At 51.2% G+C, this 15,666-nt stretch carries 18 protein-coding genes; 12 read left to right on the top strand and 6 right to left on the bottom strand.

Translation table 11 applies throughout. From position 1 onward, the window contains the following. Positions 1-471: 471 nt before the first annotated feature. Entirely contained in the window at positions 472-1,146 is a 675-nt protein-coding gene (locus tag FIV45_RS13350; RefSeq protein WP_165777114.1) for a MipA/OmpV family protein, read from the top strand. A 59-nt stretch (positions 1,147-1,205) separates the two neighbouring features. On the opposite strand, the gene FIV45_RS13345 is transcribed toward FIV45_RS13350, so the two are convergent. Then, positions 1,206-1,760: an NAD(P)H-dependent oxidoreductase gene (locus tag FIV45_RS13345; protein ID WP_099475245.1), complete on the bottom strand. Its 555-nt coding sequence runs from the start codon at positions 1,758-1,760 to the stop codon at positions 1,206-1,208. Positions 1,761-1,895: 135 nt separating this feature from the next. On the opposite strand from FIV45_RS13345, the gene FIV45_RS13340 reads away from it, so the two are divergent. Beyond that, the gene (locus tag FIV45_RS13340) at positions 1,896-2,252 is read left to right on the top strand and encodes a winged helix-turn-helix transcriptional regulator (RefSeq protein WP_099475246.1); all 357 of its coding nucleotides are present in this window, start codon (positions 1,896-1,898) and stop codon (positions 2,250-2,252) included. Between the two features lie 218 nt (positions 2,253-2,470). Here FIV45_RS13340 and FIV45_RS13335 read toward each other — a convergent pair whose 3' ends face one another. Further along, entirely contained in the window at positions 2,471-3,316 is an 846-nt protein-coding gene (locus tag FIV45_RS13335) for a LytTR family DNA-binding domain-containing protein (protein ID WP_099475247.1), read from the bottom strand. 393 nt (positions 3,317-3,709) lie between these two features. Between FIV45_RS13335 and FIV45_RS13330 the strand changes: the two genes are divergently transcribed. After that, a complete protein-coding gene (locus tag FIV45_RS13330) occupies positions 3,710-4,321 on the top strand; it encodes a MipA/OmpV family protein (RefSeq protein WP_165777115.1) in 612 nt (203 codons plus the stop codon). 162 nt (positions 4,322-4,483) lie between these two features. Here FIV45_RS13330 and FIV45_RS13325 read toward each other — a convergent pair whose 3' ends face one another. Next, the gene (locus FIV45_RS13325) at positions 4,484-5,659 is read right to left on the bottom strand and encodes a YncE family protein (protein ID WP_204602387.1); all 1,176 of its coding nucleotides are present in this window, start codon (positions 5,657-5,659) and stop codon (positions 4,484-4,486) included. A gap of 178 nt (positions 5,660-5,837) precedes the next feature. Between FIV45_RS13325 and FIV45_RS13320 the strand changes: the two genes are divergently transcribed. Together FIV45_RS13320 and FIV45_RS13315 are read left to right on the top strand one after the other, a co-directional pair. Further along, complete coding sequence (locus FIV45_RS13320) at positions 5,838-7,331, top strand: hypothetical protein (RefSeq protein WP_099475250.1); 1,494 nt, start codon at positions 5,838-5,840, stop codon at positions 7,329-7,331. Between the two features lie 12 nt (positions 7,332-7,343). Next, positions 7,344-7,712, top strand: a complete 369-nt coding sequence (locus tag FIV45_RS13315; RefSeq protein ID WP_099475251.1) for a c-type cytochrome — start codon at positions 7,344-7,346, stop codon at positions 7,710-7,712. Between the two features lie 24 nt (positions 7,713-7,736). Here FIV45_RS13315 and fliP read toward each other — a convergent pair whose 3' ends face one another. From fliP to FIV45_RS13300, 3 genes are read right to left on the bottom strand one after another with little or no spacing between them, the layout of a single operon-like run. Continuing rightward, the gene (fliP, locus tag FIV45_RS13310) at positions 7,737-8,504 is read right to left on the bottom strand and encodes a flagellar type III secretion system pore protein FliP (protein WP_099475252.1); all 768 of its coding nucleotides are present in this window, start codon (positions 8,502-8,504) and stop codon (positions 7,737-7,739) included. Positions 8,505-8,508: 4 nt separating this feature from the next. Then, a complete protein-coding gene (locus FIV45_RS13305) occupies positions 8,509-8,814 on the bottom strand; it encodes a FliO/MopB family protein (protein ID WP_099475253.1) in 306 nt (101 codons plus the stop codon). Between the two features lie 55 nt (positions 8,815-8,869). Continuing rightward, positions 8,870-9,196, bottom strand: a complete 327-nt coding sequence (locus FIV45_RS13300) for an EscU/YscU/HrcU family type III secretion system export apparatus switch protein (protein ID WP_099475254.1) — start codon at positions 9,194-9,196, stop codon at positions 8,870-8,872. A 262-nt stretch (positions 9,197-9,458) separates the two neighbouring features. Between FIV45_RS13300 and flgB the strand changes: the two genes are divergently transcribed. From flgB to FIV45_RS13265, 7 genes are all read left to right on the top strand, one after another. After that, positions 9,459-9,872 carry a flagellar basal body rod protein FlgB gene (flgB, locus tag FIV45_RS13295; protein ID WP_099475255.1) on the top strand — a complete coding sequence of 138 codons (414 nt, stop codon included), beginning with the start codon at positions 9,459-9,461 and terminating at the stop codon, positions 9,870-9,872. Between the two features lie 89 nt (positions 9,873-9,961). Next, the gene (gene flgC / locus FIV45_RS13290) at positions 9,962-10,369 is read left to right on the top strand and encodes a flagellar basal body rod protein FlgC (protein WP_099475256.1); all 408 of its coding nucleotides are present in this window, start codon (positions 9,962-9,964) and stop codon (positions 10,367-10,369) included. A 43-nt stretch (positions 10,370-10,412) separates the two neighbouring features. Further along, positions 10,413-10,757 carry a flagellar hook-basal body complex protein FliE gene (gene fliE, locus FIV45_RS13285; protein WP_204602389.1) on the top strand — a complete coding sequence of 115 codons (345 nt, stop codon included), beginning with the start codon at positions 10,413-10,415 and terminating at the stop codon, positions 10,755-10,757. 53 nt (positions 10,758-10,810) lie between these two features. Further along, complete coding sequence (gene fliQ, locus FIV45_RS13280; RefSeq protein ID WP_099475257.1) at positions 10,811-11,077, top strand: flagellar biosynthesis protein FliQ; 267 nt, start codon at positions 10,811-10,813, stop codon at positions 11,075-11,077. Position 11,078: 1 nt separating this feature from the next. After that, positions 11,079-11,837, top strand: a complete 759-nt coding sequence (gene fliR, locus FIV45_RS13275) for a flagellar biosynthetic protein FliR (RefSeq protein ID WP_099475258.1) — start codon at positions 11,079-11,081, stop codon at positions 11,835-11,837. 11 nt (positions 11,838-11,848) lie between these two features. After that, complete coding sequence (flhB, locus tag FIV45_RS13270; RefSeq protein ID WP_099475259.1) at positions 11,849-12,943, top strand: flagellar biosynthesis protein FlhB; 1,095 nt, start codon at positions 11,849-11,851, stop codon at positions 12,941-12,943. Positions 12,944-13,133: 190 nt separating this feature from the next. Continuing rightward, positions 13,134-15,596 carry an ATP-binding protein gene (locus FIV45_RS13265; protein WP_099475260.1) on the top strand — a complete coding sequence of 821 codons (2,463 nt, stop codon included), beginning with the start codon at positions 13,134-13,136 and terminating at the stop codon, positions 15,594-15,596. Positions 15,597-15,666 lie beyond the last annotated feature (70 nt).

Here is a 15,666-nt window from a genome sequence, read left to right as displayed (position 1 = left end):
TCCCGTCGCGCCCTTTTTGGCGAAGGAATTCTGCATCTTCACGAAAGTGAGTTTGTTCCCGGTACTTTTTCATATTACCCATCGTCTTCACAGGACCTACCTGATCTATCGTTTTTGCAACAATGATACGGGAGGCACAATGACAAAATATACAGGGGCAGTAAAGGACTGAAATGAATATTATCAGGGCGATAATCCTCTACTTTCTTTTCTGGATCACGGGGCCGCCGAGCCTGACGGGGGGAATTCATATCTGCAGGAAAGAACGCCACTCTTTTGATCTGAGCAGGCTGAAACCCCGTATAGAAAATTGACTAACTCTTTTTGACTTCAACAGGCAAAGATTTATTTATGCAAAATTTTACCGCGATACTGAACATGAAAATGGCTTTATGTATACTTGTTGTATGTGCCCCTAGAGCGGCTCTTGCCGAAGAAAGGGGCGGGGGAAAGTGGTCCGTGGGCGCAGGTATGATGATGAACTCGTCGCCTTTTGCCGCCGAGGGCACATCAGTCACACCAATCCCCTATGTGGCTTATGAGAGTGAGGGACTGTTCCTGCAAGGGATCGAAGGGGGGTATCATATCACGGCGTCGGCAGAAGAGAAAAAAGCGGGATTTTTCCTGGATGTGGTGGGCAGTGGTCGTTTCCGGGCCGGGGAAACCCGTCAGAAATTTACAGTCGACGTTGGTCTGAGAGCAGGGATGAGAAGCGATTTCGGGGTATTCGATGTGACGTTCCTGCAGGATGTGACGGGCACCAGTAACGGTCAGGAAGTTATCGGTGCGTATAGTTATACATTTCATGATCAACGCTATAAATGGATATTCACCCCCCGGGTCGGGATGAGCTGGATGAGCCGCAAGATGGCAAATTATGTATGGGGTGTCACGCAGGGCCAGCATAATAAAATGGTTGTGGACAACGTTGAGAATTCAGATAAGCCGGTTCTGCCGATCTATGAACCGGGGGCGGCAGTGATGAATTATTTTGCCGGGGCAACATTGGTGCATCGCTTTGATGATCATTGGAGCGCTTTTGCGCTCAGCCAGGTGACCAGACTTGATCGCAAGATCACCGATAACCCCGGCATTGACAAAGATTATGACCTGACTTTAGGGATGGGGGTCTCATACAGTTTTTAACTGTTGAAGGGAGAGAGCGGGGCATTTGTGCGCTCCCTCTCCCTTCCTGAAGCTCTGGGTTACAAGTTAAAGACGGCCTGAAGGTGATCTTCGAGACGGGCCCTGTCGGCCTCAAAATCCGGATTAACGACAATGTCATGGACAGAGAAATGCGGCAATTCGGTAAAGCCGCAATAGGTGTGGGTTTTGCGCATGGGGAGCAGAGCTTCTTCGACCGAGAGACCTTCAAAGAAGGCGGTGGTATCGTTGAAGGCATCGGAAGGCGCATTCCAGGTCGTTGACAGCATGACTTTCTTACCGTCCATCAAACCGCCGCTGCCATAGCGGGCCTCCGGCTGGCCAAAAAAAACATCATAGGCGTAGACCTGATCAATATAATGCTTGAGACGCGACGGGACGGTGAACCAGAATACCGGATATTGATAAATTACCGCGTCCGCCTGTTTGAATTTCTCAATTTCAGTTTGGGGGTCATAGCTGTCCTCGACATCAGTGGTTAATATTGTGAAGTGAGGGGCCAGAAAATCGCGGGCGGCCCGGGCCAGTCCCCGGTTATAGTTCCCTTTGGCGGCGCCCGTGGTTTCCTGTCCGGATATAATCAATATGGTTTTCATTTGCATCTGCTCCATTTAAAATTGTGATATTTCATTCAATGGTTTTGTAAATGAAATTTATGGTATATAAAGTCAACCAGTATACTTTTAGTAACCTGGTATGGATGTGCAGGAAATGCACGAAGGAACAAGGGTATGGGACCTGAATATAGTGAAAAAAAGAAGACGCCGGGCATTACCGCAGAGCCCTGTGGCGTACCATGTCCGATAGAAAGAGGCATGCGCATTCTCGGGGGGAAATGGAAAGCTTCGATATTGTGGCACCTGAAAGATGAACCTGTGCGTTTTAATGAACTGACCCGGCAACTGGATGGGGCCAGCAAGAAGATGATCAATCAACGTCTGACAGAAATGGAACGTCAGGGACTGGTGATTCGCACCGTTCTGAAGGAAAAGCCCATCGCTGTCAGTTATCGCATCAGCACGGAGGGTCGAAGCGCGCTTCACATTCTGGAAGCGCTGAAGGAGTGGGCGCTCGATAAGGCGCTATAAAAGGCAGTACTCTGGTTCGGGGACATCAGGTCTGAGGAAATGATCAGGTCGCAGATGATAAAGGCCGCGCCTTATTCCATGATAGAAAAGGAGCGGCCTTGACTGATGGTGTGTTTAAAGCGGCTTAATGCCCGTCAGGTTGAGCAGGCTGTTTTGCACGAAGCCGGTTTTTCCATCCGGTCTGTTTGGGGTACTGCTTCTGCGAAACGTCATCCGGGTCAAATAAACTTCAGGTCTTTCAGCTCCGGCGCGTGGGTTTGAGAGACGGGAACTTCCATACCATTGTTTAGGGTCAGGATGTAGCGACGCCCTTCTTTCCGGCTATGGCGGATGGCATCGTAGGCTACCCACCAAGACCTATGGACCTGCTGCCCGCTATAATCCGCCAGCTCGGAAATTGCATCTTTCAGACGTAACAGGATCAGGTGATCCGTCGTATCAGTATAGGCGCGCACATAATGGTCTTCCATTGCCAGGCAGACCAGCCGAGTTTTTTGGGAAGCGGGCAACCGGTTGAGGAATTTATACCCGGCAGGGAGGGTGGGGGCAATGTCGGGCGTTTTTTTTATCTGGCTTTTGTGCCATAAATAAAACAGGCTGTAGACGAAACAGCTGACTGCGATACAGATCACCAGGACTTCCATATACCCAAGCAGCAGGTCAGCGATGGTGTTGCCTTCTCTGAGGTAAAATTCCCTAATGGTTTGCCAGGAAAGAGCCAAATCATTTTCCTGGGCGATGTATAACTCAATGCTGACGGCCTTCACGGTAAGAAATATTGGGATGCTGCTGAGCCCATTAAGCCAGGCCATGGCGAGCCAGACCGGGCGGCGTCTTTCAATCAGTCGGGGGAAAGTCAGCCCGGCGGCGAGGCTCATCCACAGGCCACCATAATTCATGAAACCGATCCAGTAGAGTGTCCGCCAGATAAAAGGCAGGTCGTAGGTGTCATAGGTGCCGACAAATGCCAGAAACAGGCCAAACAGAGACAGAAATGCAGATCTGCAGATGACGATAAGACGATTCTGAAACATCCAGAGTGCATATAATTCACGTAACGTCATTTTACGTTTGTCCCGTCACGCCCTTTTTGGCGAAGGAATTCCGCATCTTCACGAAAGTGAGTTTGTTCCCGGTTCTTTTTCATATTACCCATCGTCTTCACAGGCCTTACCTGATCTATCGTTTTTGCAACAATGATATGGGAGGCACAATGGCAAAATATACAAGGGCAGTAAAGGGCTAAAATGAATATTATCAAGGCGATAATCTTCTGCTTTCTTTTCTGGATCACGAGGCCGCCGAGCCTGACGGGGGAATTCATATCTGCAGGAAAGAACGCCACTCCTTAAGTCCGAACAGGCTGAAACCCAGTATGGAAAATTGACTAACTTTTTTTGACTTCAACAGGCAAAGATTTATTTATGCAAAATTTTACCGCGATACTGAACTTAAAAATGGCTTTATGTATACTTGTTGTATGTGTCCCGAGAGCGGCTATTGCTGCCGAGGACACATCAATCACACCAATCCCCTTTGTAGCTAATGAGAGTGACGGGCTGTTCCTGCAGGGGATTGAAGGGGGATGTCATATCACGGCGTCGGCAGAAGAGAAAAAAGCGGTTTTTTTCCAGGATGTGGTAGGTAATGGTCGTTTTCGAGCCGGGGAAATCCGTCAAAAATTTACAGTCGAATTTGGCCTGAGAGTAGGGGTGAGGAGGGATTTCAGGGTATTCGACGTGACGTTCCTGCAGGATGTGACGGGCACCAGTAACGATAAGGAAGTTATCGGTGCGTATAGCGATACATTTCATGATCGACGCTATAAATGGATATTCACCTCCCAGGTCGGGGGGAGCTGTATGAGCCGTAAGATGGTAAATTATGTATGGGGTGTCACGGGGAACCAGCATAATAAAATAGTTGCGGACAATCTTGAGAATTCAGATAAGCCGGTTCTGCCGGTCTATGAACGAGAATACCGGATATTGATAAATTACCGCATTCGCCTGTTTGAATTTTTTAATTTCAGTTTGGGAGTCATAACTGTTCTCGACATCAGTGGTTAATATTGTGAAGTGAGGGGTCATAAAATCGCAGGCGGCCTAGGCCAGCACCCTGGTTCGGGGACATCAGGTCTGAGGCAATGATCAGGTCGATGATGATAAAGGCCGCGCCTTATTCTATGATAGAAAAGGAGCGGCCTTGACTGATGGTGTGTTTAAAGCGACTTAATGCCCGGCAAAGGCGTTATTCTCGGGCAGCAGAACAATCACATTGGGGTTCATGCCCATTTTAACCAGGGTATCGATCGTGGAAATCACTTCCTGTTTTTCCAGATCCACCACATTGATGGTACCTTCGGACATGCCCGGCAGATTGAGCAGGCTGTTTTGCACGAAGCCCATTTTTTCGTCTTTGGTGAAGGCGATATGGTGCGAGCCCTGACCCGTTTTGATGCTTTTGATCAATTTCGGATGGCCTTTATCCTTGGATACATCAAAAATATGCAGGAACCCCGGGCTGGCGGAGGTGACATACATGGTATCTACGGCTTTGTTGAAATAAATCTCCAGTGGTACACCGGCATTTTCCGTCGCGAAATCAAAAACCTGTTCGGTCTTGAAGGTGCGGGAGGCCTTGTCCCATGTGGCGGTCCAAAGGGTGTTGCCAAACATGTTGGTGATATAGGCGATCGGATTTTTTGCGCCCGGGACAAAGAGGATTTCGACGGGAGCTTCCCCGGAAGGGGACGGCTTCAGGGACAGCTTGTGGCTTCCCAGAATTTCATGTGTCGTCGCGTCAATTTCGATGATGGTTTCACCTGGATTTGTCATATCCCCTTTAACGGTACTGGTGGCAAGAATGCGATTGATTTTGCTGTTCACCGCCAGCCCGTGCGGATAAACGCCGGGGGTTTGAATGACTTCAATGACCTTGTCGGTTTTGACATCGCCAACGATGATGGTCGAGGAATCCATGCAGGTCAGATACCAGCGGGTATTTTTTTCATTGAAGGTGACATCTTCGCCCATGCCACAGTCGGGCATGGGAATGGTTGTCCGCCGGTAGGGATTTTTCGTCATGTCCAGAATGCCGAGCTCCCTTTTTGTCAGGGCGGTGATATAGCCCTTGGTCATGGTTCGGTCGTAGAAGATATGATGTGATGTTGTGTCATTGGCGAGCGGCATGTCCCACATCACCGCGCCGAATTGCGCCGAAGCCGGATCCACATCCATAATAAGGATGCCTTCCCTGCGTTCCCCGACGCCGGACAGCTTCAGTGTTTTCAAACTGTCTGCACTTTTTGTTTCATAAAGCATCATGGCGAGAATTTCTGCCTGTGCTGGTGATGTCATGCCGCCCAGAGTCGCTAGGCCGGCACATATGAGTCCTAAGAGTTTCATCCGTCGATCCTTGGTATGTTTTGCGTGTGTTTGGGTAAGCTACATTTTGTAATACAATTATAGGTGTTTCTGTGGTATTTTACTAATTAAATGTGTAGTAAAGTCATCATGGGTTGCAAATTTTGCTGCAAAAATAGAGTAATTGCACGGAGGGATAGAAAAACCTTGGTTTATAACTTTGTTTGAAATACGGCGGCCTTTGAAAATTGGCGTGTTGTGGCTGATGCTGGGCGTCGGTCTGACGCCACTGACGGCCTTGGCTCATGGCTTCGGCGCGCGTTATCAATTGGAAATTCCGCTTTATTATTATGTCTTGGGCGCGGGCCTTGCCGTAAGTCTATCGTTCCTTATTGCGGCCCTGTTCCTCACCCGAAAACATAGTGAAAAGCATGGCCTCCTCTGGCGCTATCAGGGGCCGGGACGGGAGATGCTAAGCCGGGCGGCTGATCTGATGGTGCCCGTGCTGCAGGTTTTCAGTGTTGCGCTGTTCCTTCTTATTATATTTGCCGGTTTTCTCGGGCAGCAAAGTCCCATGCGAAATCTGGCCCCGGTTCTGGTCTGGTCGGTCTGGTGGGTCGGCATGGTCTATATCCAGGCGTTGATCGGCGATCTCTGGCGGCTGGTCAATCCCTGGAATATTCTTTTTACCTGGGGCGAGAAAATTCCCCTCATCCGATCATATAGTGGTCGCTTGCGCTACCCTGAAAAATTATCCTGCTGGCCGGGCGTATTCCTCTTCTGGCTGTTTGCCTGGCTGGAGCAGGTGGCGCCCTTTGCCGAGCGCCCGGCGTCACTCGCCTGTTTAATCCTGGCCTATAGCCTCCTGACCTGGCTGGGCATGTTCTTATTCGGGCGTGACACCTGGCTCAAGCGCGCTGAGGTCTTCTCGATTATTTTTAGTTTTCTCGCCCGTATGGCGCCGATTGTGGCGCGTCCGGAGGTCGACGGCACGGGGCATAATAGGCTTTGGTTGAGACCATTCGGGGTGGGTCTGCTGGTGAGGCAGCCGTTGGACCGGGCCGCGACGAGCCTGTTGCTGATCCTGCTGGCCACCGTGACCTTTGACGGTTTTCGCGATACGGAAAAATGGGCGGAGATCGTCCATTGGCTGTTGGCGCAGCCAGGACTTTTCAAAATATTGTTCGCTCTGCAAAAAGAAGGCATGGACTTGCTGGTTCTGTTTGAAACGTTGGGGCTGCTGATCACGCCGGTGATTTTCTTTATCAGCTATCGTATCATATGCGGGCTGTCGGCGCGCCTGACCGACAGCGGTGTGTCGACACGGGACTGGTCGGGATTGTTTATCCTGACGCTGGTGCCGATCAGCTTTGCCTACCATATTGCCCACTACCTGACTTTTTTACTGGTGGCGGGGCAGCTGGCCATTCCGTTGTTTTCTGATCCCTTCAATATGGGATGGGACCTGCTTGGCACCGGCGGGCGGCAACTGGATCTGGGGATTATCGGGATTGGCGCCACCTGGTGGGTGGCGGTCGGCGCGGTGGTCATCGGTCATGTCTATGCGGTCTATCTGGCGCATGTAATGGCGCTGCGCAATGCCCAAACGACAAAGAAGGCCTTGATCGGACAAATGCCGCTGATCCTGCTGATGATCGGCTATACCATGATGAGCCTGTGGATATTGGCGCAACCCATTGTCCAGGGCGATTAAAAGGAAAGATCTATGAAAAAGATATTTTTTCTGTGCGGGATGATGTTTCTGGGAGGGGCGGTAAATACACAGGCGCAGGAGGCCAATATACCGGACTTCTCTCCTGAGGCACAGCAGGGCTATGCGCTCTTTCGGGAAAATTGCGTGAAATGTCATGGGGCGCAGGCGCTGGGCACCGGTATGGGGCCGCCTTTGCTGCATCCCTTTTACCGGCCGGGACATCATGATGATGTGGCTCTGGCCCGGGCCCTGACCCATGGGGTCGAACCCCACCATTGGGACTTTGGTCCCATGCCGGTGATCGACGCGATAAGGCCAGAAGATATCCCGAAAATCATCGCCTTTATCCGCGAACTGCAGCGCGCCAATGGCATAAAATAACCGGCGTGATGTAATTTCCGGTCGCTAGGTGAAGCTTTGCACCAGACTGCCGGCGACCAGGTGCCAGCCATCAACCAACACGAAAAAGATTAGCTTAAAGGGCAGAGAGATCATCACCGGCGGCAGCATCATCATCCCCATGGACATCAGGATCGAGGCAACAATCAGGTCGATGATGATGAAAGGCACGAAGAGCAGGAAGCCTATCTCGAAGGCGCGCCGCAACTCACTGATGATAAAGGCGGGGACCAGCACCTGAAACGGGGTGTCCGGTTTGGTGGCCGGCGCGGGCAGTTTGGACAGGTCGAGAAACAGCAAAAGGTCTTTTTCCCGCACATGCTTCATCATGAAGGCGTGAAAAGGGGCCGTAATATTTTCGAACGCGACTTCTTCCGTAATCTCCTCGGCGACCAGCGGGGCGACACCGGTGTCGTAAGCCTGCTTCAGGGTGGGGGCCATGATAAAGGACGTCAGAAACAGGGCGAGACTGATCAGCACCACATTGGGGGGCGTTTGCTGGGTTCCCATGGCGCTGCGCAATAGAGAGAAGACAATGGCGATACGGGTGAAGGAGGTCATGACGATCACGATTGCCGGTGCGAGGCTGAGAACCGTCATTAACATCAATAGCTGCACGACCCGGCCGGATAAAGAACCTTCTTCCCCCAGATTGAGCGAGAGCTCCTGGGCCGCGGCCTTTTCGCCGGTAACCATCAGGATGGTGAGAAAACTGATCAGGGACAGGGCCAGAAGGCCGAAGGTGACTTTATGCTTTTTGACAAACTGAATCATGCTTTTAACTTCTGCCCTGGGGTTCGCCTGCACCGTCGGGCAGGGGGATATTTTGTTCGATCACCACATCATGCTCCACGCCGAGCAGGATCAGATGCTCTTTATCATCCCGCCGGATCAATATCAGTTTTCGCCGGGCGTCAAGGGGCATAATTTCCACCACATTGAGACGCTTTCCTGTTGCTCCCTTGGTGCCGATGGTGACGCGCGCCATCAAACCGAAACGCTTGGCGACATAGGCGAAAAGGAAAATCAGGCCGATGACGAACAGTAGAGCCACGATGAATTGCATATAAGCGCCTAATTCCATGGGGCAGTCTTTCGAGGTGAAGGAGATATGGGGTGTGGGGCGACGGTCATAGGGGCTATTGTTCCTTTTTACCCGACGGCAGGGTATGGTGTTTTTCTTCGGAAAGGCGGATGTTTTCGTTATAGAGATAACTTAGGATTTCCGACACGGGCTGCAGCGCATCCAGGGGGATATAACTGTCCACATCGAAGGCTGACAGGATTTCGACCAGATCTTCGTCCGTGCGCACCTTGACATCATTGTCGAAGGCAATTTGCAGGATTTTTTCGGCATTTTTGCCAGTGCCACTGGCGGAAATGCGTGGAATATCAGACCGATCGCCGCCCTGGGTAAGGGCAACGGCCTTTTGGCGCTTGTTGTCATGTATGGTGCCGGTGGCCATCAGGGCTCTCCGTCTCCCGCTATTTTATTTATGTTTTCCCGATCATAATCAATCGCAGAGCATTTTGTCAGCTTAAATTATAAGACGTTACGTTTAAAGCGTTATTTAAAATATTGAGCATTACAGCTTAATCTTAACAGAATGTTAATTTTCCGGCTCCACAATGGAAGGATTATGGTGTATGCTTGACATATAGTATATTTTACCAAAGTATGAGCGGCTTATGAAAACGGGCGGCAACTGGTATTTAGGATAGAATAAAATGGACCTGAAATCACTTTCACTTTTCAGTTCCTTAAGTCAGAAAATGAACTGGCTCACGGAACGACAAAAGGTCCTGGCACAGAATGTCGCCAACGCCAATACTCCGGGATACGTCCCTAAGGACCTGAAGAAAATCAGTTTCAAGGCACAAGTGGACCAAAGCAGCGCAGCGGGCGGGCTCAGGATGAGCACGACGAACAGTCGGCATATGTCCGGCGCCGGCACGGGGAATGCCTATGACATTAACATCCAGGAAGCGAGCGTTAAAATGGCGTCGCCGGATGGCAATGCGGTCAACGTCGAAGACGAACTGATCAAGATGTCAGACACGCAAATGGAATATGCCACGGCGACGAACCTGTACCGTAAGCATGTGTCTATGTTGCGGACGGCCATTGGTAAACCGAAATAACCGCCATAAACTACGGCGGGGTCTTGAGGGTTAAGGCGCGTTTCAGGATACTTAGAGATAAAAAAGACCAGAGAATAAGGAATAATTCCATGGATTTAACCAAAGCAATGATGATCTCCGCCGCCGGGATGAAGGCGCAGGGTACGCGCATGCGGGTGATCTCGGAAAACCTGGCCAACGCGAGTTCTGTCGCCTCGGCGCCGGGGGTTGATCCTTATCGCCGCAAAGTGGTGACGTTCAGTAATACGCTGGACAGGGAAATGGGCGTGACCCGGGTGAACGTCAAAGGGGTGACATATGACCAATCCGATTTTGGCATGCGGTATGAACCAGGCCACCCTGGCGCGGACGAAAATGGCTATGTCAAGACACCGAACGTCAATGGACTGGTGGAAGCCATGGATATGAAACAATCGCAACGTTCCTATGAAGCAAATCTCAATTCCATCGAGGTTTCTAAGAAAATGGTGATGCGGACCATTGATCTGCTGCGCTGATACGGCGGGTGACGGTGGTTATGACGACTGAAGGATAGAGACTATGAATATCAAAGCGATGGATGCGGCAAATGCGTATGCCAACGTTCTGAAGAACCAGGGCGCGGGAGGCAGCGGTATTGACAAGATTGGCAGCATCTCGCCGGCAGGGTCCGCGGGCAGCGAGGGCCCCGGCAGTTTTTCGGAGTTGCTGAAAACAACAATTTCGGATACGGCGGATGCGGTTGGAAAGAGCGAGAAGATAGGACTAGAGGCCCTGAATGGCAGCGCTAATCTTGTGGATGTAGTCACATCGGTGCAAAATGCGGAAATGGTTCTGGATACGGTGGTTGCGGTACGGGACAAGGTGATCGCGGCTTATCAGGATATTATCAAAATGCCGATCTAAAGGTATAGCTGTCTTCCTGATAAGATAAAAAACAAAGACAAGAAAGACCAGCCATGAATGGGGCGGATGTATTAGATATTGCGAAGGACGCAATATGGGTGTTGATCAAGACCTCGGCGCCGGTGATGTTTGTTGCTTTGTTTGTCGGGCTGGCCATTGCGTTATTTCAGGCTTTGACCCAAATTCAGGAAATGACTCTGACTTTTGTGCCCAAGATTATCGCTATTTTTATCTCTCTTTATCTGTTTATGCCCTATATGGGCCAAACATTAGCTGATTTCATGCAGCTTATTGCGGAACGGATAGTGACCCTTGGTTGATATGCTGCCGGCAGAGGTTTTTGCATTCTTTCTGGTCTTCGCCAGATTAGGGGCCATGATTATGGTCTTGCCGGCGCTGGGAGAGACGGGCATTCCTCAACGCATTCGACTGGCTTTGGCCTTGTCCATCAGTTTTGTGATATACAGCCTGGTGCGGACCAAGTTGCCTGCCATTCCCGATTCAGCTATCTTGCTGGGAATATTGATTGTTTTTGAAGTTCTGATCGGGGTGCTGATCGGGACAGCGATCCGGTTGCTGATGACGGCGATCCACACGGCGGGTACGATCATTGCCATGCAGACCGGTCTTGCGATGGCCCAGGCTTTTGACCCGGCCCAGGGGGCGCAGAGCGCATTAATGTCGACCTTCCTCACTCTGATGGCGGTGGTGCTGATTTTTATCACCAACCTGCATCATATGATGATTTCGGCCATGTATGACAGTTATACACTGTTTCCTGTCGGGTCGGACCTTGAGATAAGCAATTTTGCCGAGCTCGTGGTCCGTACGGTCGCGAACTCTTTTCTGCTCGGGGTACAGATTGCATCGCCCTTCATTGTGTATGGCCTGATCTTTAATATCGGGCTTGGCATTCTGGCGCGTCTGATGCCACAGTTGCAGGTTTTCTTTGTGGCTATGCCGCTGAATATTATGGCGGGTTTTATCGTGCTGAGTATTATGCTGGCGGCCGGAATGAACTGGTTCCTGCAGCATATGGAGGATAGCCTTGGCGTCTTTCTGAATTACGGCGTCGGGTAAGGGAGGCTTGGATGGCAGACGATCAGGATGAATCCCAGAAAACCGAAGACCCGACGGACAAAAAACTTCAGGATGCTCATGAAAAAGGTGAGGTTGCCAAGAGTCAGGAGGTCCGTCACTGGTTTATTCTGTTTACCGCGACGGTGATCATCATGGTTTCGGCCAAGACGAGCATGGGGGGCATCAGGGATGTCTTGAAAACGGTATTCAGTGAAGCTCACAGTGTTGAGATGAGCGCCCATAATCTGCTTAAATATGGTGGCGGTATCCTGGGCCAGGTTTTTAATTATATGCTTTTGCCGGCAATTCTGCTCCTGATCGGGGCGCTTGCGGGGGCCGTGATCCAGCATAAACCCATTCTGAGTGCGGAAAAGATCAAACCGAAGCTCAATAAGATTTCACCGCTGGCCGGTTTTAAAAGATTGTTTTCGGCGCAGAATTTCTTTGAAATCACCAAGTCGGTCATCAAGTTGATCATTGTTGGCAGTGTGGTGTTGATCTTGGTCTGGCCGGAACGGGACCGGCTTGAACAGATGATGACGTTTGGCCTCGACGGAGTGACGGATATTATTTACGTCATGGTGTTGCGTATTCTGGGCGGGGTTGTCGCGGTGATGGCGGTGATCGCCGCGCTGGATTTTATGTTCCAGAAAATTCAGTTCACCAAGAAAATGCGTATGAGCAAGCAGGAAATCAAGGACGAGATGAAGCAGACCGACGGTGATCCTCATGTCAAGGCGCGGCTCAGGCAGATCCGTATGGAACGGGCCCGGAGCCGGATGATGGCGGCAGTACCGGAGGCGGACGTGGTGGTCACCAACCCGACCCATTTCGCCATCGCCCTGAAATACGACGCCGACAAGATGCAGGTGCCGGTCGTGGTGGCCAAGGGGGCGGATCATATTGCCTTGAAAATCCGCGAGGTCGCGGTGGAAAATGATATTCCCATTCTGGAAAATCCGCCTCTTGCCCGGGCTCTGTTTGCCACTGTGGAGGTCGATGAGGAAATCCAGGAAGATCATTATAAGGCGGTTGCCGAGGTGGTCGGGTATATCCTGCGATTGCGTAAAGGCGAGGCCGCCGTTTACAGTCCGGCGGACTTATAGGATCTTCCCAGGGGAGGCAGGGGCCGGGGAACGAGCGAGATTTGTGGTGCCGGTCAAAAAAATAAATGAAATCAACTGAATAATATGGCATCTTCATACAATAACAAAAAATTGCATCAGGCTGTGGGAGTGTCCCCGACAGCTTTGCAGTATTTTTGGGGGTCAAAACAGGTTTTGAAAAGTGCGAAAAATGAGTAATTCAGTTCAGGCAAAAACAATCGATTATCCCTATTTAATTACGCTGGGAGGGGTCGGGATTTTATCCGCCCTGGCCTGCCTGATGATCGGGGTCGCGGTGGATGATGTGGCTTTGGGATATTTCCTGGGGGCAGGCTGTCTGCTGATCGCCGTCGTCGTGATCGTGGCAAAACTTTATACCGGACGTGACAGAAACGCTCAAAGTCCTGAATCCCTGTCCGTGACCCGGATCGGTCAACCGCAGGCGATCACTTCACTGGAAGGTGATCTGATCTATTGCAATGCGCCTTACCGGGTGTTTTTGAAAGAACAGATTCGGCGGGATATTCTTTCTCCCGTGGAGCTTCTGACGGCAGATCAGGCGACGCAGGTGAAGGAAGACATGGCCGCCCTTGCGATGGAAAGCGAGGATGTGCGTCATCTGAAGTTGCACTGCGGTGATGAGGAAATCAGATATGCCGAGGTGACCCTCAGCCGGAAGACCGGTCATGAGGGTTATGTCAGCTGGACGTTTACGGGGCAGACGTCAGAAGTGCCCCTGGATCATGCGCAGCCAGGGAACCGGGCCCTGACCTTGTCACAGTTGGGGCGTTTTCTTGATTTCAGTGATTGTGGCCTGATTGCCCTGACGCCGAAGGGGGAAATTACCTATGCCAATGGCATTATATTGCACTGGCTGACCGGCGAAGTACCTGACGAAATGTCGACATCATTGTATCTTTCCGACTTCTGTACGGTGTCTGCGCAGGACTTGTCGGGCAAGGTTCTGATGAAGACGGCACGGGACGAAGAGCTTTATCTCGAATTTTTACCGATGGGCCATGACTTGGTCAAACAGTTGGCCTCTGACCAGGCAAGTGGCACGGCGGTGATCTGCCATGTGTCTTTATGTCAGGCGGAGGATTCGACGGAGGATGTCAGTACGGAAAATATCAATATCGACCGGTTTTTCCGGGAATCCCCGATCGGCATCGCCATCGTGGCGGAAAATGGCGATGTGCTGGAGCGCAATCAGATTTTCCGTGAATATGTCACGGACCTGGACATCAAGAACGCCCGTAATCTCAAAAATATTGTTGATGAGGGCGAGTTTCAGGAATTCTATGAGAAAATCGAGGGCACATTGGAGTCGGGGCAGGCGAGTTCGATTTCAGACGTGGGCTTTAGGGGGGTCGGAGACAAACATGGTCAGTTCTATATCACACGGTTGAATAAATTCGCCGACCGGGAACAGGTGGCCATTCTTTACCTGATCGATACCACCGAACAGAAAAACCTGGAACTGCAATTTGCCCAGTCGCAGAAAATGCAGGCGGTCGGGCAACTGGCGGGTGGCATCGCCCATGATTTCAATAATCTGCTGACGGCGATTATTGGCTTTAGTGACCTTCTGCTGGTGCGGCATGGGCCGGGGGATCAATCTTTTTCCGACATTATTCAGATCAAACAGAACGCCAACCGGGCCGCCAATCTGGTGCGGCAGCTGCTGGCATTTTCACGGCAGCAGACCCTGCGGCCCAAGGTTTTGATCATCACCGATGTTCTGGCGGAATTGTCAAACCTGCTGGGGCGTTTGATCGGCGACAATATCGAACTGGAAATGAAACATGGACGCGACCTGGGGCGGGTCAAGGTTGACCAGGGCCAGATGGAACAGGTGATCATCAACCTTTGTGTGAATGCCCGCGACGCCATGGACAATAAGGGCAAGATATCGATTCGCACCCGCAACATCAGTCTGGCTCAGTCCAAGGTGCTCAGCGAGCGCTATCAGGTGATGCCGGAAAATGAATATATCCTGCTGGAAGTGGAAGACACCGGCAGCGGCATTGCCAAGGAGCATCTCGGTAAGATCTTCGAGCCCTTCTTTAGCACGAAGGAAGTCGGGAAGGGTACGGGGCTGGGCCTGTCGACGGTATATGGAATTGTCAAACAGACCGATGGCTTTATTTTCCCGACCAGTGAGGTGGGGAAGGGCACCACGTTCAGCATCTATCTGCCAGTCTATGTAGAGAAAGACAAGCAGCTGGACCAGGATGTCGCCAGCGGGAAACCGGAAGAAGAGAAGCCGGCACGGGACCTTACCGGAAAAGGCACCATTCTGCTGGTGGAAGACGAGGACGCTGTACGCATGTTCGCCTCCCGGGCGCTCAAGAACAAAGGGTATCAGGTGTATGAAGCCAACAGTGGGGAAGCCGCCATGGATATGTTTAAACAGATCGAGGATGAACTCGACCTGTTGATCAGCGATGTGGTGATGCCCCTGATGGACGGCCCGACACTGGTGCGTAAAATCCGCGATATCAATAAGGATCTGAAGGTGATCTTTATTTCCGGCTATGCGGAAGATGCTTTTGACAAGACACCGGGAGAGGAGGATTTCCATTTCCTGCCCAAACCGTTCAGCCTGAAACAGCTGGCGGAACAGGTGAAGGAGGTTCTGGAAAGTAACTGATCCGGAACGCGGGGGCTGGCCGGATGAGTCGATTTTCTGTTCTAAAAAATAATTTAAAGAGAACATGTCA

Origin of the sequence: Paremcibacter congregatus (assembly GCF_006385135.1) — a bacterium.
Classification (GTDB): domain Bacteria; phylum Pseudomonadota; class Alphaproteobacteria; order Sphingomonadales; family Emcibacteraceae; genus Paremcibacter; species Paremcibacter congregatus.
Note: the sequence above shows the minus strand (reverse complement) of the source record. Positions and strands in the feature narration are given on the sequence as shown.